Origin of the sequence: Arthrobacter cupressi, from assembly GCF_900099975.1 — a bacterium.
GTDB lineage: Bacteria > Actinomycetota > Actinomycetes > Actinomycetales > Micrococcaceae > Arthrobacter > Arthrobacter cupressi.
The window spans coordinates 300,549-320,239 of sequence record NZ_FNEI01000001.1 but is presented as its reverse complement, the minus strand read 5'-3'; the positions used below and the strand labels follow the sequence as shown (position 1 = coordinate 320,239).

General features: G+C 66.7%; 22 protein-coding genes and 1 riboswitch. Of the genes, 9 read left to right on the top strand and 13 right to left on the bottom strand.

Annotation, left to right across the window (positions count from 1 at the left end; genetic code table 11):
• Positions 1-135: 135 nt before the first annotated feature.
• The 5 genes from sdhC (at position 136) to BLP88_RS01410 (ending at position 4,528) form a co-directional block, all read left to right on the top strand.
• Positions 136-516: a succinate dehydrogenase, cytochrome b556 subunit gene (gene sdhC / locus BLP88_RS01430; protein WP_074586309.1), complete on the top strand. Its 381-nt coding sequence runs from the start codon at positions 136-138 to the stop codon at positions 514-516.
• A 3-nt stretch (positions 517-519) separates the two neighbouring features.
• On the top strand, positions 520-981 hold the full coding sequence (locus BLP88_RS01425) for a succinate dehydrogenase hydrophobic membrane anchor subunit (protein WP_074586307.1): 462 nt from the start codon (positions 520-522) through the stop codon (positions 979-981).
• Positions 982-1,068: 87 nt separating this feature from the next.
• On the top strand, positions 1,069-2,868 hold the full coding sequence (gene sdhA, locus BLP88_RS01420; RefSeq protein ID WP_074586306.1) for a succinate dehydrogenase flavoprotein subunit: 1,800 nt from the start codon (positions 1,069-1,071) through the stop codon (positions 2,866-2,868).
• Positions 2,868-3,650, top strand: coding sequence for a succinate dehydrogenase iron-sulfur subunit (locus tag BLP88_RS01415; protein WP_074586305.1), 783 nt, complete (start codon positions 2,868-2,870; stop codon positions 3,648-3,650). The genes sdhA and BLP88_RS01415 overlap by 1 nt, the downstream gene beginning before the upstream one ends.
• A gap of 113 nt (positions 3,651-3,763) precedes the next feature.
• Positions 3,764-4,528: an alpha/beta hydrolase family protein gene (locus tag BLP88_RS01410; protein ID WP_074586303.1), complete on the top strand. Its 765-nt coding sequence runs from the start codon at positions 3,764-3,766 to the stop codon at positions 4,526-4,528.
• Between the two features lie 65 nt (positions 4,529-4,593).
• Here the strand turns inward: BLP88_RS01410 and BLP88_RS01405 are convergent, their stop codons facing one another.
• The 11 genes from BLP88_RS01405 to BLP88_RS01355 form a co-directional block, all read right to left on the bottom strand.
• Entirely contained in the window at positions 4,594-5,652 is a 1,059-nt protein-coding gene (locus BLP88_RS01405; protein ID WP_074586302.1) for a YihY/virulence factor BrkB family protein, read from the bottom strand.
• A complete protein-coding gene (locus tag BLP88_RS01400) occupies positions 5,624-6,328 on the bottom strand; it encodes a 2'-5' RNA ligase family protein (RefSeq protein WP_084110675.1) in 705 nt (234 codons plus the stop codon). Before BLP88_RS01400 ends, BLP88_RS01405 begins: the two co-directional genes overlap by 29 nt.
• Before the next feature lie 4 nt (positions 6,329-6,332).
• Positions 6,333-7,415 (bottom strand): tryptophan--tRNA ligase, encoded by a 1,083-nt coding sequence (gene trpS, locus BLP88_RS01395; RefSeq protein WP_074586301.1) that lies wholly within the window; start codon positions 7,413-7,415, stop codon positions 6,333-6,335.
• Between the two features lie 18 nt (positions 7,416-7,433).
• Positions 7,434-8,267: an exodeoxyribonuclease III gene (locus tag BLP88_RS01390; RefSeq protein WP_074586300.1), complete on the bottom strand. Its 834-nt coding sequence runs from the start codon at positions 8,265-8,267 to the stop codon at positions 7,434-7,436.
• Positions 8,268-8,276: 9 nt separating this feature from the next.
• Positions 8,277-8,849 (bottom strand): hypothetical protein, encoded by a 573-nt coding sequence (locus BLP88_RS01385; RefSeq protein ID WP_074586298.1) that lies wholly within the window; start codon positions 8,847-8,849, stop codon positions 8,277-8,279.
• A gap of 137 nt (positions 8,850-8,986) precedes the next feature.
• Entirely contained in the window at positions 8,987-9,844 is an 858-nt protein-coding gene (locus BLP88_RS01380; RefSeq protein ID WP_074586297.1) for an ABC transporter permease, read from the bottom strand.
• The gene (locus tag BLP88_RS01375; protein ID WP_074586616.1) at positions 9,841-10,668 is read right to left on the bottom strand and encodes an ABC transporter permease; all 828 of its coding nucleotides are present in this window, start codon (positions 10,666-10,668) and stop codon (positions 9,841-9,843) included. Before BLP88_RS01375 ends, BLP88_RS01380 begins: the two co-directional genes overlap by 4 nt.
• Positions 10,669-10,696: 28 nt before the next feature.
• On the bottom strand, positions 10,697-11,626 hold the full coding sequence (locus BLP88_RS01370) for an ABC transporter ATP-binding protein (protein WP_074586296.1): 930 nt from the start codon (positions 11,624-11,626) through the stop codon (positions 10,697-10,699).
• Between the two features lie 245 nt (positions 11,627-11,871).
• Positions 11,872-12,174 carry an SHOCT domain-containing protein gene (locus BLP88_RS01365; protein ID WP_084110698.1) on the bottom strand — a complete coding sequence of 101 codons (303 nt, stop codon included), beginning with the start codon at positions 12,172-12,174 and terminating at the stop codon, positions 11,872-11,874.
• A gap of 160 nt (positions 12,175-12,334) precedes the next feature.
• On the bottom strand, positions 12,335-13,000 hold the full coding sequence (locus tag BLP88_RS01360; protein ID WP_074586294.1) for a response regulator: 666 nt from the start codon (positions 12,998-13,000) through the stop codon (positions 12,335-12,337).
• Positions 12,997-14,160, bottom strand: a complete 1,164-nt coding sequence (locus BLP88_RS01355; protein WP_074586293.1) for a sensor histidine kinase — start codon at positions 14,158-14,160, stop codon at positions 12,997-12,999. The genes BLP88_RS01360 and BLP88_RS01355 overlap by 4 nt, the downstream gene beginning before the upstream one ends.
• Positions 14,161-14,327: 167 nt before the next feature.
• Here BLP88_RS01355 and BLP88_RS01350 point away from each other — a divergent pair, with 167 nt between their 5' ends.
• A complete protein-coding gene (locus BLP88_RS01350) occupies positions 14,328-14,774 on the top strand; it encodes a CHRD domain-containing protein (protein ID WP_074586292.1) in 447 nt (148 codons plus the stop codon).
• 104 nt (positions 14,775-14,878) lie between these two features.
• On the opposite strand, the gene BLP88_RS01345 is transcribed toward BLP88_RS01350, so the two are convergent.
• A complete protein-coding gene (locus BLP88_RS01345) occupies positions 14,879-15,775 on the bottom strand; it encodes a bifunctional methylenetetrahydrofolate dehydrogenase/methenyltetrahydrofolate cyclohydrolase (RefSeq protein ID WP_074586613.1) in 897 nt (298 codons plus the stop codon).
• Between the two features lie 8 nt (positions 15,776-15,783).
• Complete coding sequence (gene glyA, locus BLP88_RS01340; RefSeq protein ID WP_074586291.1) at positions 15,784-17,079, bottom strand: serine hydroxymethyltransferase; 1,296 nt, start codon at positions 17,077-17,079, stop codon at positions 15,784-15,786.
• Positions 17,080-17,204: 125 nt separating this feature from the next.
• Positions 17,205-17,290, bottom strand: a riboswitch (ZMP/ZTP riboswitch).
• A gap of 31 nt (positions 17,291-17,321) precedes the next feature.
• On the opposite strand from glyA, the gene purU reads away from it, so the two are divergent.
• From purU to BLP88_RS01325, 3 genes are all read left to right on the top strand, one after another.
• Positions 17,322-18,185, top strand: coding sequence for a formyltetrahydrofolate deformylase (gene purU, locus BLP88_RS01335; RefSeq protein ID WP_218872618.1), 864 nt, complete (start codon positions 17,322-17,324; stop codon positions 18,183-18,185).
• A gap of 150 nt (positions 18,186-18,335) precedes the next feature.
• Complete coding sequence (locus tag BLP88_RS01330; protein WP_074586288.1) at positions 18,336-19,022, top strand: class I SAM-dependent methyltransferase; 687 nt, start codon at positions 18,336-18,338, stop codon at positions 19,020-19,022.
• 84 nt (positions 19,023-19,106) lie between these two features.
• Positions 19,107-19,625 (top strand): gamma carbonic anhydrase family protein, encoded by a 519-nt coding sequence (locus BLP88_RS01325; protein WP_074586287.1) that lies wholly within the window; start codon positions 19,107-19,109, stop codon positions 19,623-19,625.
• Positions 19,626-19,691: the final 66 nt, after the last annotated feature.

Here is a 19,691-nt window from a genome sequence, read left to right as displayed (position 1 = left end):
GCGGGGTAGGGAAACCTGAATTGAATAAGCTGTGAGCGAAGCCTAGATTTAGGCTGAGCTACGAGTGCTCTCGCAGCTGGCGTTCCCCCGCATGGTCCCGTGCCAGCGCCGCTGTGATGCAGGAAGGTTTATTCAGTGCCGACAAAACCAGCTGGCACCTTGTACCGCGGCCGTGAAGGCATGTGGTCCTGGGTTGGACACCGTATTACCGGTGTTGTGATCTTTTTCTTCTTGTTGGTCCATGTCCTGGACACCTCACTGGTGCGCGTGTCCCCCGAGGCCTACACGGCCGTCATCGGCGCCTACAAGAACCCCCTCATGGCCTTGGGTGAAACCGGCCTTGTCGCAGCGATCATCTTCCACGCCTTCAATGGCCTGCGCGTGATCGCCGTCGACTTCTGGAAGAAGGGCGCGAAGTACCAGCGCCAGATGCTGTGGGTTGTGCTCGCGCTCTGGCTGGTCACCTTCGCAGGCTTCGCCATCCGCCACCTGTCCCTCGCATTGGGAGGCCACTAAGCCATGACCGCCATCCAGTCTCCCCGTTCCGGCAAGATCGCGCCGCAGTACAAGCGCAGCGGCGGCAGCAAGGGCAACTTCGAAATGCTCGCCTGGCTGTTCATGCGGCTTTCCGGCGTCGTCCTGGTGGTGCTGATCTTCGGCCACCTCTTCGTGAACCTGCTGGTGGGCGAAGGCATCCACGCCATCGACTTCGGATTCGTCGCCGGCAAGTGGGCCGATCCGTTCTGGCAGTTCTGGGACCTCGCCATGCTGTGGCTCGCGATGCTGCACGGCACCAACGGTGTCCGCACCATCATCAACGACTACGCCGAAAAGGACGCCACCCGCTTCTGGCTCAAGGTGGTCCTCTACGCTGCCAGCGCAGTCATCGTCATCCTCGGCACCCTGGTGATCTTCACCTTCAACCCGTGCCCCGTGGTGGACGGCGTCCAGCTGCCGGGCGGTTTCTGCCCCGCGCCGTAGCGCTCCTGCGGCGCTGCCCCTGGGCGGCGCCCACATCGGCGGAGCTGCTCCGCCGACCATCTGACTTTGAGAGAAAGAGCATCTGGTATGCAGGTCCATAAGTACGACGTCGTTATTGTCGGTGCCGGTGGCGCCGGCATGCGCGCCGCGATCGAATCCGGTCAGCGTGCGCGCACCGCGGTACTGACCAAGCTTTACCCCACCCGTTCCCACACGGGTGCAGCACAGGGCGGCATGTGTGCTGCTCTGGCAAACGTTGAAGAAGACAACTGGGAATGGCACACGTTCGACACCATCAAGGGTGGCGACTACCTGGTTGACCAGGACGCGGCGGAGGTCATGGCGAAGGAAGCCATCGACGCCGTGCTGGACCTGGAAAAGATGGGCCTGCCGTTCAACCGCACGCCCGAAGGCCGCATCGACCAGCGCCGCTTCGGTGGCCACACGCGCGACCACGGCAAGGCCCCCGTGCGCCGTGCATGTTACGCAGCCGACCGCACCGGCCACATGATCCTGCAGACGCTCTACCAAAACTGCGTCAAGCACAACGTGGAGTTCTACAACGAGTACTACGTCCTGGACCTCCTGCTGGTCGAAGAGGACGCGGTCCGCGAGGACGGCACCCCCTACAAGCAGAAGCGCGTAGCCGGTGTGGTGTCCTACGACCTCGCCTCCGGCGAACTGCACGTCTTCCAGGCCAAGTCCGTGGTGTTCGCGTCCGGCGGCGCCGGCAAGGTCTTCAAGACCACCTCCAACGCCCACACCCTGACCGGTGACGGCATGGGCATCGCCTTCCGCCGCGGTATCCCGCTGGAGGACATGGAGTTCTTCCAGTTCCACCCGACCGGCCTGGCCGGCCTGGGCATCCTGCTCACCGAAGGTGCGCGCGGCGAAGGCGCAATCCTGCGCAACTCCGAGGGTGAGCGCTTCATGGAGCGCTACGCCCCCACCATCAAGGACCTGGCGCCCCGTGACATCGTGGCCCGCGCCATGGCCAACGAGGTCCGGGAAGGCCGCGGCTGCGGCCCGGACAAGGACTACGTGCTCCTTGACCTGACCCACCTGGAGCCGGAGCACATCGAAGCCAAGCTTCCGGACATCACCGAGTTCGCCCGCACCTACCTCGGTGTGGAACCGTTCACGGACCCGGTCCCCGTGTTCCCGACGGCGCACTACGCCATGGGCGGCATCCCCACCAACATCGCCACCGAAGTCCTGCAGGACAACGACACCGTTGTTCCGGGCCTGTTCGCCGCCGGTGAGGTTGCGTGTGTTTCGGTCCACGGCTCCAACCGCCTCGGTACCAACTCCCTGCTGGACATCAACGTGTTCGGCAAGCGCGCCGGCATCGCTGCCGCGGAATACTCCAAGACCGCGGACTTCGTGGAACTCCCAGAGGACCCCGAAGCCCAGACCCGCGGCATGCTTGACGGCCTGCTGGGCGGCACCGGCACCGAGCGCGTGGCCCAGATCCGCAAGGAACTGCAGGACACCATGGACGCCAACATGCAGGTGTTCCGCACCAAGGAATCCCTGGAGAAGGTCCTCAGCGACATCGCCTCCTTCGAGGAGCGCTACAAGAACGTGGTTGTCCAGGACAAGGGCAAGCGTTTCAACCTGGACCTGCTGGAAGCCGTTGAGCTCGGGTTCCTCCTGGACATGGCGAAGGTCATGACCGTGGGTGCCCTGCACCGCGAGGAATCCCGCGGCGGCCACTACCGCGAAGACTTCCCGGACCGTGACGACGAGAAGTTCATGAAGCACTCCATGGCCTACAAGGATTCCTCGGTGACCACCGAGTCCTCGGCCGAGTCCGTCGCGGGCATCCGTCTGGAGACCAAGCCCGTTGTCTTCACCCGTTACGAGCCTATGGAGCGTAAGTACTAATGACGACCGAAATGGCTGAGCCGGCCTCCAAGATCGAACTTCCCGCGGGCGTTGGCGGGGGCGGGGAAATCCCCACCTTCCACATCACCCTGCGGGTCCGCCGTTACAACCCTGAGGTCTCCGAAGAGGCCGCCTGGGAAGACCACCAGCTGACCATGTACGGCACGGACCGCGTGCTGGACGCCCTGCACAAGGTCAAGTGGGAGATCGACGGTTCGCTGTCCTTCCGCCGCTCCTGCGCCCACGGCATCTGCGGTTCCGACGCCATGCGCATCAACGGCCGCAACCGTCTGGCCTGCAAGACCCTGCTCAAGGACCTGGACACGTCCAAGCCCATCACGGTCGAGCCCATCAAGGGCCTGCCGGTCGAGAAGGACCTGATCGTGGACATGGAGCCGTTCTTCCAGTCCTTCCGCGAGGTCATGCCGTTCCTGATCAACAAGGGCCACGAGCCCACCAAGGAACGCCTGCAGTCCATCGAGGACCGTGAGCGCTTCGATGACACCACCAAGTGCATCCTCTGCGCGGCCTGCACCTCCTCCTGCCCGGTCTTCTGGACCGACGGCCAGTACTTCGGCCCGGCAGCGATCGTGAACGCACACCGCTTCATCTTCGACTCCCGTGACGACGCCGGCGACATGCGCCTGGAGATCCTCAACGACAAGGAAGGCGTGTGGCGCTGCCGCACCACCTTCAACTGCTCCGAGGCGTGCCCCCGTGGCATCCAGGTCACCCAGGCGATCGCCGAGGTCAAGCAGGCCATCCTCGGCCGCAAGATCTAGCGGACAGCAGTACAGCCCGACGACGGCGTCCCACCCTCCGGTGGTCCGCCGTCGTCGGCGTTTAATCACCCAAGCCCCTGCCCGGGGCGATAAACACAAGGAAAGGCGGACAGGTGTCCACATCCGTGAAGGTCAGTTTCGAAGGCAGCACCGGCGCCCTGCTGGCCGGCATCCTGGACGTCCCCGAAGGCCCGGTGCGCGGCTGGGGCCTCTTCTCGCACGGGCTGACCCTCGGCAAGGACAGCCCGTCCGCCTCGCGCATCTGCAAGGGCCTCGCCGAACAGGGAGTGGGCATGCTCCGCTTCGACAACCTGGGGTTGGGAGGCTCGGCCGGTGACTGGTCGGACGGTTCCTTCAGCGTGAAAGTGGCGGACACCATCAAGGCCGCGGAATTCATGCGCAGCCAGGACAAGCAAATCTCGCTCCTGGTGGGGCACTCCTTCGGCGGTGCGGCCGTGCTGGCGGCCGCGGGCAGCCTGCCTGAGGTCGCGGCGGTGGCCACCGTGGCCGCGCCGTTCCAGCCGAAGCATGTGGAGCACATGTTCGACGCCGAGGTGGACACCATCCTCAGCGAAGGCAGTGCCGAGGTGAACCTGGGTGGCCGGCGCAGGGAGATCCGGCGGCACTTTGTGGAGGACATTGAAAAGGCTGACCTGCGGGACTGCATCCGCACCCTCCACCGGCCCCTGATGGTGCTCCACTCCCCCACGGACAACACCGTGGGGATCGAGAACGCCAGTGAGATCTTCCAGACCGCCCGGCACCCGCGCAGTTTCGTGTCCTTGGAAGGCACCGAGCACCTGCTCACGGGCAAGGGGCAGGCGGCCCGGGTGGCGCGGATCATCTCTGCTTGGGCGGGCCAGTACCTGGACGGCTAATCCCCACCGCCTCCCTAACCTCCGCTTCGCTGCGGCCAGGGAACCCGGGCGGCGTGGGCCCAGAGCTACAGGGGGACGGGCCGGGAGCCGAGCGTCGTCTGGGTCTTCTTGTGCTCCGCCGCGCCAAGATCAGCCTCGCGGATGGCGGACCACGCCGCGGAGAACAGGTAGACCTGGCTGACCAGGTTGAACCAGATCAGCAGGCCGATGATGATCGCGAACGGGGCCAGGATGGGGTTCTGGCCGGCGCGGGCCAGCAGTTCGGTGCTGAACACCTGGAGCACCGTGGTTCCCACGGCTGCCAGGATCGTGCCCTCGAGGAAGGCCCGTTTCACGAGCTTCAGCCCGCCGGCCAGCCGGAACATCACCACGGCCGTGGCCCAGTTCAGCAGCAGCGGCACCACGAGCTTCACGGCCGCCGCCGCGGGTTCCGCGACGCGCTCGTCCAGGCCCAACTGACCGATCAGCCAGGTGGCCGCCGTACCGAAGACGATCGAAACACCCGAGCTGGCAACAAGTGCCACGCCCAGCAGCAGCAGGGTGCCGGCGTCGGACAGTTTCAACAGCAGCGGGTTCCGCTTCAGCGGGGGCACGTCCGCGACTCCCCGCAGGCCGTCGCGCATGCCCGCGATCCAGCCGAGTGAGGTGAACAGCGTGACGGCCGCGGCGATTACCGCGGTCAGGCCGAGCCCGCCCGGATTGAGCAGGTCCCTCGGGTCCACGAGTCCTTCGCCGCCGTCGGTTTTCAGCAGACCCGGGGCGCTTTCGGCGATGTTCGCGATGATGGCGTCCACGAGGGCAGGCTGCCCGGTGAGCACCAGGCCGACGACCGAGAATCCGGTGGCCAACAGGCCGGTGATCGAGAAGAACATGGTGAAGCCGATTCCCGCGCTCATCAGCGGGCCGTGGGCGAGGCTGTAGTGCTGCCAGGCGCGCATGGGCCGGAACACATTGAGCCGGGCCAGGAGGAGTTGCAGGAGCGCGAGCGGGCGGGCCGTGATCCCCTGCCCGGAGCGCCGGGCCTTGCCCCACTCAACCTTGCGGCGGATCAGGACTACCTTGAGCTTGGCAAGCTCGGTGGGCAGCGGCGTTTCCTCAGCCCCGTTCGGGGCTGCCCGGTGCACGCTCCTCGTGTGCGGCGTGGGTTGCTTGGACAGTCGCCGCTTGGTCCTCTTCTGCTTCGTCAGTATCGCCACCAAAGTCGAATTCTTCCCGTAGCTGCCAGATTCCGTTGCTGTCGTGCTCGTAGAGTCCCATGCTAGCCACAGCAAAGGTGGCCCTGTAGTCCTTCAGCACCGTTTCGGCTTCGTCCAGGTTTTCGGGGGCGACGTCGTGGGCGACCGTGACGTGCGGGTGGTAGGGGAAGGGGAGCTCGCGTTCCAGCGGGCCGCTTTGCAGTTGTTCGTGCAGGTTGACGCATTCGCCGAAGCCGTCTTCGACCTTGAGGAAGACCACCGGGGAGACCGGCCGGAAGGAACCGGTGCCGGAGATCGTGACCGTGAAGGGTGCCTGGCGGCCCGCGATGCTGCGGACGTGCCGGGTGGTGGCGTCCCAGTCCTTCGCGGGGGTGGTGGTGACCAGGGTGATGTGCGCCGGGATGACGCCCGCCATGGGGTCACCGAAGGATGCGCGCCACTGCTGCAGTTCGGCGGCGATGTGCGGCGGGAACCCGAGGATGACGCCGACGCTGGGGTTCTCGTCCCAGTCCCCGGCCACTGTATCCGCCAGGGCGCCGCTGGCGGGGCCGGTTCCCGTGGTGTGGGAGCCGGCCTCGGCCGTGAGCTTGCTGGCAGGGTACATCGGTTTAGCGGGCTCCCTGCTGGCTGCCGTAGGGCAGGAAGCCGACCTTGGCGTAGACGTCCGCGAGGGTGGCCGAGGCGATCTCGCGGGCCTTGTCCGCGCCGTGGGCCAGGAGGCGGTCCAGTTCGGCCGGGTCGGCGAGGAGCTCGTGGGCCCGTTCCCGGATCGGGGTGAGGTGGTTGGTGACCAGTTCGGCGAGGTCCACCTTCAGGTGGCCGTACATCCTGCCTTCGTAGTCCGCCACGATTTTCTCCACCGGCCGTCCGCTGATGGTGGAGTAGATGGTGAGCAGGTTGGAGATCCCGGGCTTGGCCTCACGGTCGAACCGGATTTCCGTTTCGGTGTCCGTCACCGCGGACTTGATGCGCTTGGCGGTGGTCTTGGGATCATCGAGCAGGTTGATCAGGCCCGCTGGGGATTCGGCGGACTTGGACATCTTCGCCGTGGGGTTCTGCAGGTCGTAGATCTTGGCCGATTCCTTCTGAATGAAGGCCTCCGGCACCTGGAAGGTCTCGCCGAAGCGGGAGTTGAACCGGTTCGCCAGGTCCCGGCTGAGCTCGACGTGCTGGCGCTGGTCTTCGCCCACGGGAACCCCGTGCGGCTGGTAGAGCAGGATGTCCGCGGCCTGCAGGATCGGATAGGTGAAGAGCCCGACGCTGGCCTGGTCCGTGCCCTGCTTCTGGGCCTTGTCCTTGAACTGGGTCATCCGGGAGGCCTCCCCGAAGCCCGTGATGCAGTTCAGCACCCACGCCAGCTGGGCGTGTTCGGGCACCTGGGACTGGACGAACAGGGTGCACTTGTCCACGTCCACGCCACCGGCGATGTACTGCGCCGCGGTCACCCGGGTGCGCTTGGCCAACTCCGCCGGGTCCTGCGGCACGGTGATTGCGTGCAGGTCCGGGATGAAGAAGATGGCGTCGTACTCGTCCTGCATCCGGACCCAGTTCACCAAGGCACCGATGTAGTTGCCCAGGTGCAGGGAGTCGGCGGAGGGCTGCATGCCCGAGAGCACGCGGTGCTTCTGGCCTGCGGCGAGTTTGGTGGACGTTGCGGGCACGGCAACGGTTTCAGTCGTGGAGCTTGTCATGAAAGAACTTTCGGGAGCTTAGAGCCGGTAGTCCACTACCAGCGGGGCATGGTCGGAGAAGCGGGTGTCCCATGACGCAGCCCGGTCCACAACCGCCACGATTGCGGCGTCGGCGAGTCCCGGAGTGGCCATGTGGTAGTCGATGCGCCAGCCTGTGTCGGTGTCGAAGGCCTTGCCGCGCTGGGACCACCAGGTGTAGGGGCCGTCAATCGCTCCCGACAGGCCCCTGTGCACATCCCTCCACCCGATTTCCTCGCCGAAGAAGCGGTCGAAGTAGGCGCGTTCCTCGAGGAGGAAGCCAGCCCGCTTCGTATTGCCCTTCCAGTTCTTGATGTCGAACTCGGTGTGGCCCACATTGAGGTCGCCCACCACCAGGGCGTGGTCGCTGTGCTTGGCCAGCTCCGGCAGGCGGCTGATCATGACATCCAGGAAGCGGTACTTGTCCACCTGCTTGGGGGTATCCACTTCGCCGGAATGCACGTAGGCGCTGACCACGCTGAGGGTGGTGTCTTCGCCGGCAGCGGTCTTCACCGCGAAGTCGGCCTCGACCCAGCGGCCCGCGGTGGCGAAGTAGTCGTCACCGATGCCCACACGGGTGGCCACGGGCTCCTGCCGGGAGGCGATGGCCACGCCTGCGCGGCCCTTTGCCTCGGCTTCGGCGTGCAGGATGTGCCAGCCTTCGCCGATCAGCTCGCGGACAATGGCGTCAGGTGCCCGGACTTCCTGCATGCACAGGATGTCCACCTCGCGGGGCTCCAACCATTCGGCCATGCCCTTGCGGTAGGCGGCGCGGAGGCCGTTGACGTTGACCGTTGCGATGCGAAGGAAATCCTTCTTCAATGCCGAACTCACCCGCCTACTCTAATCGATGATGGTGCCGGTCACGGGCTCGCCGGAGTCACCGGAGGCCTTGATCATGTCCCGTGCGTTGGCGGAGGTGATGGCGATGGTCTCCAGCGCCCGGTTGATGGTGTCCTGGTTGGCGGCCCCGCCCTTGGCGCGCTCATCCTCGATCACGCGGACCTGGACCTGGACGATCTTGAAGGAGTGGTCCAGCTTGAGGTCCCGGATCTCCTCCGCTTCGCTGCGTTCGGAGACCACGCGCGTGCCGCCGTGGTCAGCGCTCGACGACGACGGCGCACGGCCGGCAGCGGCGTTGAAGGCGTTTTGTGCTTCCGTGAACTTCTGGCCGGCCCGGCGTGCGGCTTTCTGGATGCTGAACACCACGAAACCGGCGAGCAGCAGCCACCCGAGGGAAACCACCGCCACAATCCAACCCACCACGTCGTTCTGGTTGGCCGCGAAGATGACGGCCACCAGGAAGGCGATGAGCACCACGGTCATGCCGAGTCCGCCGATGCGGAAGCCCTGGAACAGGCCCTGACCCGGGGACTGGGACGGAACGGAGGAGGGAGAATCGCCAAGAGATCGCATTCCCCTATTGTCGCAAACTCCGCGGGCGGTCCGGGCCGCTTCCACCTCCGGCGAACACGGTGCCGGAGCAGGCTGCGCACGGCCGCCGGACGGGCTCCCGGCACCCGCCACGACGGGCCCGGCCTCCCTTGCCGGTGCTACTTCAGGAACAGTTTGCGCAGGCGGCCCGTGGTGAGGGCGACACCGACCACGATCATTACCAGGTAGTAGCCGATGTGGACCGCGGTGGCAGGACTGAAGGCGCCCACGCTGATCTGCCGCAGCAGTTCCACGCCATGCCAAAGCGGCATGGCCTGGATGAGCCACTGGATGCCCCCCGGGTAGACGCTCAGCGGGTAGAACGTGGCACTGAACAGGAACATGGGCAGCATGAAGAAGTTGATCCAGTCCATCTGCTGGAAGGTCTTCATGAAGCTGGTGATGCCCATGCCCAGGCTCGCGAAACCAAAGGCGATCAGCAGCGAGGCCGGGATCATCAACACGGCCCAGAACGTGGTGAGCAGTCCCATCACGCCCATCACGGCGGTGAACCCGGTGGCGTAGAGGAGCCCGCGCAGCAGGGCCAGGAAGATCTCGCCCATGGCCACATCCAGCGGGCCGAGCGAGGTGTAGAGCATGCCCTGGTACAACTTGGCGAAGTTCATCTTGAAGAAGACGTTCCAGGTGGAATCGTAGACAGCTCCGTTCATGGCCGAGACCGCCAGCAGGGCGGGTGCGATATACGCCGCATAACTGATCATCTGCCCGCCGGGGCCCTCCACGTCGCCCACGATCGTGCCCAGTCCCACGCCCATGGCGATCAGGTACAGCACCGGCTCGAAGAAGCCGGAGACAAGGATGAGCCAGGTGCTGCTCTTGGCGGCCATGAGGCCGCGCGCGACGACGGCCTGGACGTTGCGTGAATAGAGGGCACCGAAGTTCCGCTGCCGGGCAGCCTCGGTGACGCTGTGCGGCCCGCTCGCAGTACCGCCTTGGCCTGCGGCGACCGTGCTCATTGGCCCATCCTTTTCACGAACTGCCGGCGGGTGAGGATCCAGCCGGCCGCGGCCGCGCCCAGCAGATAGGCCACGTGGACGATGGTGAGCACCGGGTTTTCCTCCATGCCGTAGGTGAAGACCCGTCCCAGTTCCGTGCCGTGCCACACCGGGGAGATCCAGCCGATCCAGCGCACGGCCACGGGCAGGGAGTCCAGCGGGAAGAACGTCCCGGAGAACAGGAACAGCGGCACCACGATGAAGCGCTGCACCAAGGCGAACTGACCGCTGTCCTTGGTAATGCTGGAGGCGTAGGCCATGAGCGGAAGCCCGAAGGAAAGCCCGGCCAACGTTGCGACCAGTGCGGATATCCAGCCCCAGGCCCCGGGTGAGCCGCCGAACAGGGCCACGATCACGAAATAGGCCACGGACTGGATCAGGAACTTCAGGGTCACGGCGAGCACGTGGCCCGCGGCGATCTGCTGCGGCACCAGGGGCGAGGCGTGCGGGCCGTAGAAAACCCGGCGCCATTTGAAGCCGTCCATGATCGGGTAGGAGAACTCCCCCGACGCCGTCATCACCGCCGCCGAGACGATCAGGGCCGGCGCGATGAACTGAAGGTAGGTCACCCCGCCGAACGCCGCCGCCCCGTTGGCGTCCACGAGCGTTGCCAGGCCCACGCCCATCGCGAAAAGGTACGCTGCGGGCTGCGCGATGCTGTACATGATGAAGGACCACGAGTAGCCGCGCATCACCCGCAGCACCTGTTCGGCGTAGAAGAAGGCGCCCCAGCGGCGGGCCCGGGCGGCCGAGACGGAAGGTGGGTGCGCGCGCAGGGCGGGCACCGCCGTCGGGAACTGCTTGTCCGTTCCGCTAGTCAACGAGGCTCCGTCCGGTCAGCCGGAGGAACACGTCCTCCAGCGAGGAGCGGCGCACCAGCGAGGTCAGCGGGTGCAGGCCGCGGGCGGAGACCTGCTCGAGGGCGGTTTCGCCGTCGTCGGCGTAGATCAGTACGCGGTCCGGCAGGGTTTCCAGCCGTTCGCCGACACCTTGGAGTTCGGCGCCGATGGTGGCGTTGCGTTCGGATCCGAATCGCAACTCCAGGACCTCGCGGGTGGAGTGTTCCCGGATCAGGGAGGCCGGCGAGCCCTCGGCCATGATCCGGCCCTTGTCCACGACGATGAGCCGGTCGCACAGTTGCTCGGCCTCGTCCATGTAATGGGTTGTGAGGATCAAGGTGACGCCCTGTTCCTTGAGCCGGAAGAGCCTGTCCCAGAGGATGTGCCTGGCCTGCGGGTCCAAACCCGTGGTGGGCTCGTCCAGGAGCAGGATCTTGGGCTCGTTGATCAGTGAGCGCGCGATGGTGAGCCGCCGCTTCATCCCGCCGGAGAGGGCATCCACGCGGGACTTCGCCTTGTCCGTCAGTTGCGCGAACTCCAGCAGCTCGTCCGCCTTGGGGCGCAGGTAGCTCAGCGGCAGGCCGAAGTAGCGCCCGTAGACGATCAGGTTTTCGCGGACCTTGAGCTCTTCGTCCAGGTTGTCCTGCTGCGGGACGACGCCCAGGTGTGCCCGGACCTCAGGGCCGTTCACGTCCGGGTCAAGGCCCATAATGCTCAGCTTCCCGGAGCTGCGCTGCGAGACGCCGCCGATCATCTTCATGGTGGTGGACTTGCCCGCACCGTTGGGTCCGAGGAGGCCGAACGACTCCCCCGGGGGCACCTCAAAGGAGATGCCGTCGACGGCGGCGACGTCGCCATAGTGCTTGCGCAGCTGCTCGGCACGGATCACTGCATCAGGGTTCATGTGGGCACTAGCTGGAGTGGTTGCGGAGCGGGTTGCTTCATTGTGCACCCTCAGCACCTTAGTTGAGCCTTGAAAAACGTGAAAGAGCTATTGCACAAATTTCTGGAACAATTCTCCCGTTTTTCGCCCGGTCACCTCCGGGGCGCATATTCTGCTGGATCACCACACGAGCCGGGCCCCCGGAACGGCGCGGTTCCGGGGGTCCCGGTGGCCTGTTTGCCGGGTGATCCGGCAGAATGTGCCGGCTACTTCGGGTTCGCGCGCAACACTTCGAGACGCTGGCGGTACTCGGTCTCGTCGATCTCGCCCCGGGCGTAGCGTTCGCGCAGCACGCCTTCGGCTCCCTGGGCGGCAGCCCAGTGGTGGTTGTGCCGCCAGGTGCGGCGGGCGAAGAAGATGAAGAAACCGATCACCAGGATCCAGAAGAGCGGGATCAGCAGGAACAACGGCCAGAAGCCTCCTCCTCCGTCCCACGGCCCGTGGGCGGCGACAGCGGCGGGCACGTTGGCTGCCAATGCGCCGACAGTGGTGCTCAGTGTTGTGAACATGTCAGGGTCCAAACTCTTGGCGGTCGGGCCCGGTGCATCCGGGCCGTCCGAGCTCTTGCGGCTCTGCATCCAGTCTGTTTTTCCGGGCGCCCGGACGCGTCTGCCACCGGGAGGCAATCCGGATTGGGCGCCTACTCCCCCGGGAGGCCCCCGGCAAGCCTCAACTGCTCCAGCCGGGCCGTACCAGGCCGGACTCGTAGGCCAGCACGACCAGCTGGGCCCGGTCCCGCACCATGAGCTTGCTCATGATCCGCGAAACGTGGGTCTTCGCGGTGAGCGGGGTGATAAAGAGCCGTTCCGCGATCTCGGCATTATTCAGCCCTTCGCCCACCAGGGCCAGCACTTCCCGCTCCCGCGCGGTGATCTGTTCCAGCGCCAGCGGTTCCACGGCCGCCCGGCTGTGCACGGCGAGTTGGGCCATTATCCGGCGGGTCACCGAGGGCGAAAGGAGGGCGTCGCCGTCGTGCACCACGCGCACGGCACGGATCAGCTCCGCTGGTTCGGTGTCCTTGAGCAGGAAGCCCGCCGCACCGGCGCGGACGGCCTCGGCGATGTAGTCATCCAGTTCGAAGGTGGTGAGGATGATGATCCTGGTGCCGGCCAGGCGCGGCTCCGCCATGATCCGGCGGGTGGCGTCCAGGCCGTCGCCGTCGGGCATGCGGATGTCCATGAGCACTACGTCCGGCGCCTCGCGCAGCGCCAGCCCGACGGCGTCCCTTCCGGTTCCGGCCTCGCCCACCACCTGCATGTCCGGCTCCGCGTCCAGCAGGGCCCGGAACCCGGCGCGGATGAGGGTCTGGTCGTCGGCCAGGAGGATGCGGATCATGGTCCGGTCCCTTCTGTGCCCAGGGGGATCCGGGCCTCCACGCGCAGGCCCCTATTCGGGCCTTTGTTCGGCCGAGGACCGTCCGGCGGCAGCAGGGCGAGGCTGCCGCCGAGGGCTTCCACCCGCTCCCGCATCCCGGTGAGTCCGTTGCCGGGTTCCGAGCCGCCCAGCCCCGCGCCGTCGTCGTCGACCGTCACCTGCAGCGTGTTCCCCACAACCGCAAGGCGGACGACGGCGGCCGCCGCACCGGAGTGCCGACGGACGTTGCTCAGCGCTTCCTGGACCACCCGGTAGGCCGCTTCCTGCTGCTGTTCGCCCACCCCCGCCGGATCCACCGGGTTGGCCAGCTCGACCCGCAGGCCGGCCAGGCGGGCGTGTTCCACCAGTTCAGGAATCCGGGCCAGCCCGGGCCGCGCTCCGGGATGCAGCGGAGCGTCGTCGCGCAGCACGCCAAGCAATTGCCGGACCTCCGCGAGGGATTCCTTGCTGGCCGCTTTGATGGCCTCCAGTGCAGGGCGGAGCCGCTCGGGTTCGTTCGTGCCAAGGTGCAGCGCCACGGAGGCCTGGACGTTGATCATGGACAGGGAATGGGCCACCACGTCGTGGATGTCGCGGGCCAGGGTGAGACGGTATTCGTCCCGTTCGGCCTGTTCCGCGGCGGCGCGGCGGCGCCGGTATTCGGCCACCCGTTCCTTCCGCCGCCGGAACCCTTCGCCCAGGAGCACGAAGATGGCCGCCCAGGCCGCGGCGGCGGAGACACGCAGCGGCCACGACTCGTCACTACCCAGGAGGGACCAGAGCAGCACGGTGACCGCGGCGCTGCCGGCGCCGAGCCAGGCGAGCCAGCGCAGACCCGCGGCCGCGCTCAGCAGGAGCGATACCGCGAAGGAGACCACCACGGGGCCCCAAGGGTAGCCGGCCAGGAGGTAGGCGAGGGCGGCGGCGAACGTCAGGGGCACCATCAGCACCGGCATCCGGCGGCGCAGGAGCAGCACGGCAGGACCGGCGAGGAGCAGCAGGAAGGCGAGGGCATCCAGGGACCGGGCGCCGTCCTGGCGGCTGGCCGCGAAAACCGTCCCAAGCACCTGGACCAGGGCCACCGCAATGGCAATGAAGGACGTCGGCGGCCCCTTGCGCCTGAAGCCGTACGGTCGCTGCATGATTCCGAGCCTAGTCCCCCGAGCCCGCGGCGTCGTCCGGTCCAGGGAGCAGCCTGCGTACTCCCGCGGGAGTAGCTGCCGCCCCTGTTGTACGGCCCGGCCCGGGCGTACCGTGATCAGCAATGGGGGCTTCCGGTAAAACAGCTTGTCTACAAGGAGGACCAGATATGCCAGCCACTCGCACACTCAAACCACTCGCCGTGCTGGGTATCGCCGCCGCGCTTGCGGCCGCCGGTGCCGGCGCAGCCACCGCAAAGCCGGGAGGTGTCCCCGCGATCCCGCTGAACACCGAACAGGAAGTCACAGGCTCGAACACCGGGGCGAGCGGCTTCTTTAGCTACACGATCGACGGCGGGGAGCTCTGCTACACGCTCACGGCGCGCGATCTTTCGCTCCCGGCGGTCGCGGCCCACATCCATGTGGCTCCGCGCGGCGTGGCCGGACCCGTGGTGGTGCCCCTTGCCGTGGGCAGCGGAACCACGTGGACGCTCGACGCCTGCACCACAGCCGACCCCGCACTCCTCGCGGAGATCGCGGCCAGCCCCCGCAGCTACTACGTCAACGTGCACACCCCCACCTTCCCGGGTGGTGAGATCCGCGGGCAACTGAAGTAAGGCTGACGCAAAGTTCCCTTAAACGGCGACGGCGGCAGCCGGGCTGGCTGCCGCCGTCGCCGGGGCGGACGGACGCACAGCGGTGCGTCCGGTTGCTCTGGTGCTCAGGCCTTGGCGGCGGCTGCCCGTTCCGCGGCTTCCACCACGTTGGTCATGAGCAGCGCGACGGTCATCGGTCCGACGCCGCCCGGGTTCGGGGAAATGTAGCCCGCGACCTCGGCCGCGGCCGGCTCGATGTCGCCGTAGATCCTGCTCTTCCCGGTCTCCGGATCCGTCTCACGCGTCACACCCACGTCCAGCACGGCGGCACCGGGCTTGACGTCCGCGGCCTTGACGATGTGCTTCGCCCCCGCGGCGCCCACGATCACATCAGCCTGCTTCAGCAGTTCGGACATGTTGGGGGTACCCGTGTGGACAACCGTCACGGTCGCGTTGACCTCGCGGCGCGTGAGCAGGAGCGGCATCGGCCGACCGATGGTCACACCGCGGCCGACGACGACGACGTGCTTGCCCTTGAGGTCGTAACCGTTGCGCAGGAGCAGCTCGATCACGCCACGGGGCGTGCACGGCAGCGGCGTGTCGATCTGCCCGTTGACGTTGAGCACGAGCTTGCCGAGGTTGGTCGGGTGCAGGCCGTCGGCGTCCTTGGCGGGGTCGATGCGCTCGAGGATGGCGTCCGTGTCCAGGTGCTTCGGCAGCGGCAGCTGCACGATGTACCCGTGGCAGGCCGGGTCCGCGTTGAGCTCGTCGATGACGGCCTCAACCTGCTCCTGGGTCGCGTCCGCCGGCAGCTCCTTCTGGATCGAGTTCATCCCGATCGCCTTGGACTGCTTGTGCTTCATGCCGACGTACAGCTGCGAGGCCGGGTCGGCGCCGACCAGCACCGTGGCGATGCCCGGGGTGACGCCCCGGGCCTTGAGCGCGGCGACGCGCTCGGTCAATTCGGCTTTGATGGAGGCCGAAGCTGCCTTGCCGTCGAGGATCTTGGCGGTCTGTGCCATCGATGCGTTCACCACTGTTCGTGCTCGGGGTAGAGGGGGAAGTCGGCAGCCAGCTTGTCGACGCGGGCCTGCAGGGCCTCGACGTCGGTGGCGGAGCCTGCCTTGAGGGCGGTGGCGATGATGTCCGCGACCTCGGTGAATTCGGCAGCGCCGAAGCCACGGGTGGCCAGGGCGGGGGTGCCGATGCGCAGGCCGGAGGTGACCATCGGCGGGCGCGGGTCGAACGGCACGGCGTTGCGGTTGACCGTGATGCCCACGGAGTGCAGGAGGTCTTCGGCTTGCTGGCCGTCCAGCTGGGAGTTGCGCAGGTCCACCAGGACCAGGTGCACATCGGTGCCGCCGGTGAGGACCGAGACGCCGGCTTCGGCGACATCGGCCTGGGTGAGGCGGTCGGCGATGATCTTGGCGCCTTCCAGGACGCGCTCCTGGCGCTCCTTGAATTCCGCGCTGCCGGCGATCTTGAAGGCCACGGCCTTGGCTGCGATGACGTGCATCAGCGGGCCGCCCTGCTGGCCCGGGAAGACGTTGGAGTTGATCTTCTTGCCGAATTCTTCCTTGGCAAGGATCACGCCGGACCGCGGACCGGCAAGGGTCTTGTGCACGGTGGAGGTGACGACGTCGGAGTGCGGTACCGGGCTCGGGTGCAGGCCGGCGGCGACCAGGCCGGCGAAGTGCGCCATGTCTGTCCAGAGCAGCGCGCCGACCTCGTCAGCGATGGAACGGAAGGCGGCGAAGTCCAGGTGGCGCGGGTAGGCGGACCAGCCGGCGATGATGACCTGCGGCTTTTCGGCGATGGCCTGCTCGCGGAGCTTGTCCATGTCCACGCGGAAGGTGTCTTCTTCCACCTGGTAGGCGGCAACCTGGTACAGCTTGCCGGAGAAGTTCAGCTTCATGCCGTGGGTCAGGTGGCCGCCGTGGGCCAGGGAGAGTCCAAGGATCTTGTCGCCCGGGTTGATCAGGGCGGAGAGGGCTGCGGCGTTCGCCTGGGCGCCGGAGTGCGGCTGGACGTTGGCGAACTCGGCACCGAACAGTGCCTTGACGCGGTCGATGGCCAGCTGTTCGGCGACGTCGACGTATTCACAGCCGCCGTAGTAGCGCTTGCCCGGGTAGCCCTCGGCGTACTTGTTGGTCAGGACGGAACCCTGTGCTTCCATGACGGCGCGCGGGGCGAAGTTTTCGGAGGCGATCATTTCCAGGGTGCCGCGCTGGCGGCCGAGTTCCTGTTCCAGGACGGCGGCGATCTCGGGGTCGAGTTCGGCTAGCGGCTGGTTGCTGATGGTCGCGGAGGTGATGTTGGTCGACACAAAGATCTCCTGGCTAGGCAACTTGGTACTACTCACAGGTCAGGCTACCGCCTGGCATATCCCGAGTGCCTCATAATTACGCAGCTTGTAAGTAATGAGGCGCGGCAAGCCAGGGGCAAAACATGACCCTCGGCCCAGGCGTACGATCCGTGGTCTTCATCCGTGCCGCTCCCTGGTGGTTCACCACCCAACGCCAGTCGCGACGGCCTTAACAGTACAGCAGCGGGCGACGGTAGGCTTGTCTGGTGATTGACTCCACCCTTCCCGCGTCTTTTGTTGTAACCCTGTCCTGTCCTGACCGGCCCGGAATCGTGCACGCCGTGGCCGGTGCCCTGCTCGAGGCCGGTTGCAACATTGCCGATTCCCAGCAGTACGGCAGCCCCACCACAGGGAACTTCTTCATGCGGGTGGAAGCCACCACGTCGTCCACGCAGGACGGGCTGGCAGCGGCGCTGGAGCCGGTGGCGGCCGAGTTCGGCATGAACTGGGAAATCAACCCCGTGGACCGGAAGCTGCGCACCCTGATCATGGGCTCCAAGGACGCCCACTGCCTCAACGACCTCCTCTTCCAACAGCGCAGCGGAACCCTTCCCATCGAGGTGCCGGCCATCGTCTCCAACCACCGGGACCTCGAAGGCCTCGCCGAGTTCTACGGCATCCCGTTCCACCACATTCCCGTTACCGCGGACACCAAGCCACAGGCGGAGGCGCAGCTGCTCGGTCTGATCAAGGAGCACGACATCGAGCTGACCGTGCTGGCCCGCTACATGCAGGTGCTATCCAACGAGCTGTGCACCCAGCTCAGCGGCAAGGCCATCAACATCCACCACTCGTTCCTGCCGTCCTTCAAGGGCGCCAAGCCATACCACCAGGCCCACGCGCGCGGCGTGAAGCTGATCGGTGCCACCGCCCACTACGTCACTGCGGACCTGGACGAAGGGCCGATCATCGAACAGGAAGTCATCCGGGTGGACCACGCCCGCACCGCCGCCCAGTTCGTGCAGATGGGCCGGGACGTGGAAGGCCGCACCCTGGCGCAGGCGGTGCAGTGGCATGCCGAGCACCGCGTGTTGCTGGACGGCACCCGGACGGTCGTCTTCAACTAGCCCCCGGCATTCCCAGTTCCCGGAGTTCCCGCCCGGGGAAATATTGATGACCCGCCCAAATTTGGGCACGCCCAAATTTGGGCGGGTCATCAGCATTTCGGGAGGCGAAACCGAGGCCATCCCTTCCCGCCTTGGGTCTACCCTTGGACCATGGAGGGGGAACCACGGCCTGTTGGCCATGAAACAGGCAACTATGAGGCCGACCTGGCGACGTACTACAACCGCGAGGCCGCAGCCCGGGACGCGCGGCCCCTCACCCCTCGGCGGGTGGCGTGCCGGGACTGGTTCATCAGCTTCCTCAAGTCCGAACACCGGCACTCCCTGCTGGAACTCGGCTGCGGCTCCGGCATCGACGGACTAGGGTTCGTGCAGGCCGGGCTGCATTACTGCGGCGTGGACCTTTCGGAGGAAAGCGTGCGCCTGGCCCGGGCCAAAAGCCTGGAGGCCTCAGTCGCGAGCGGCCGCTCCCTTCCGTTCGCCGACGCCGCGTTCCCGGCGGCCTGGACGATGAGCACCTTGCTGCACGTGCCCAACAGCGCAATCGACGACGTCGTCCGCGAACTCGTGCGGGTCACCGCGCCGGGTGCGCCGATCGCCGTCGGGCTCTGGTCAGGCGATGACGAAGAGGTCCTGAATCCGGAGGACGACATCGAACCGCGGCGCTTCTTCAGCCGCCGGAGCGACGCTGCCGTGCAGGAGATTTTCGGGCGGCACGGCAAGGTGGAGCATTTCGAGACCTGGCCGGAGGGTGTCGGCCCCGAATCCGGGCCCGGCGCCGGGCAGTGGGTGCAGCATTACCAGTTCCTGGTGTTGCGGACTCCCGCCCCGCCCAACTAGATCGCAGCAGATGTCGGAATAAGCGCTCATAACGACATCAAATGCGACCTAGTTGGGTCAGCGCCGTCCACTAGGCTTGCCACCATGGCTCCCATTTACACCTTCGCCGGGGACACCCCCGAGATCCATGAAACGGCCTTCGTGGCCCCGAGCGCCTCGATCATCGGCAAGGCCAGCCTGGGCGAGAACGCGAGCGCCTTCTACGGCGTCTCCGTGCGCGCCGACACCGCCGCGATCAGCGTGGGCGCAGGCTCGAACCTGCAGGACAACGTGGTACTGCACGCCGACCCCGGCTTCCCGTGCACCGTGGGCGAGCGCGTCAGCGTGGGCCATTCCGCCGTCGTGCACGGCTGCACGGTGGAGGACGACTGCCTGATCGGCATGAGCGCCACCATCCTCAACGGCGCAGTGATCGGCCGCGGCTCGCTCGTGGCCGCCGGCGCCGTGGTGCTCGAAGGCACCGTCATCCCGCCCCGCTCCCTCGTGGCCGGCGTCCCGGCGAAGGTCCGCCGGGAACTCAGCGACGAGGAATTCGACGGCGTCAAGCACAACGCAGCCCACTACGTGGAGCTGGCAGCGGCCCACCGGGAGATGCACGGCTAAAGCCATCGGCGAGGCACCAGCCGGGCGGCGGGCCTTCGCAGAGGAGCGCATCGCGACGCAACGGGC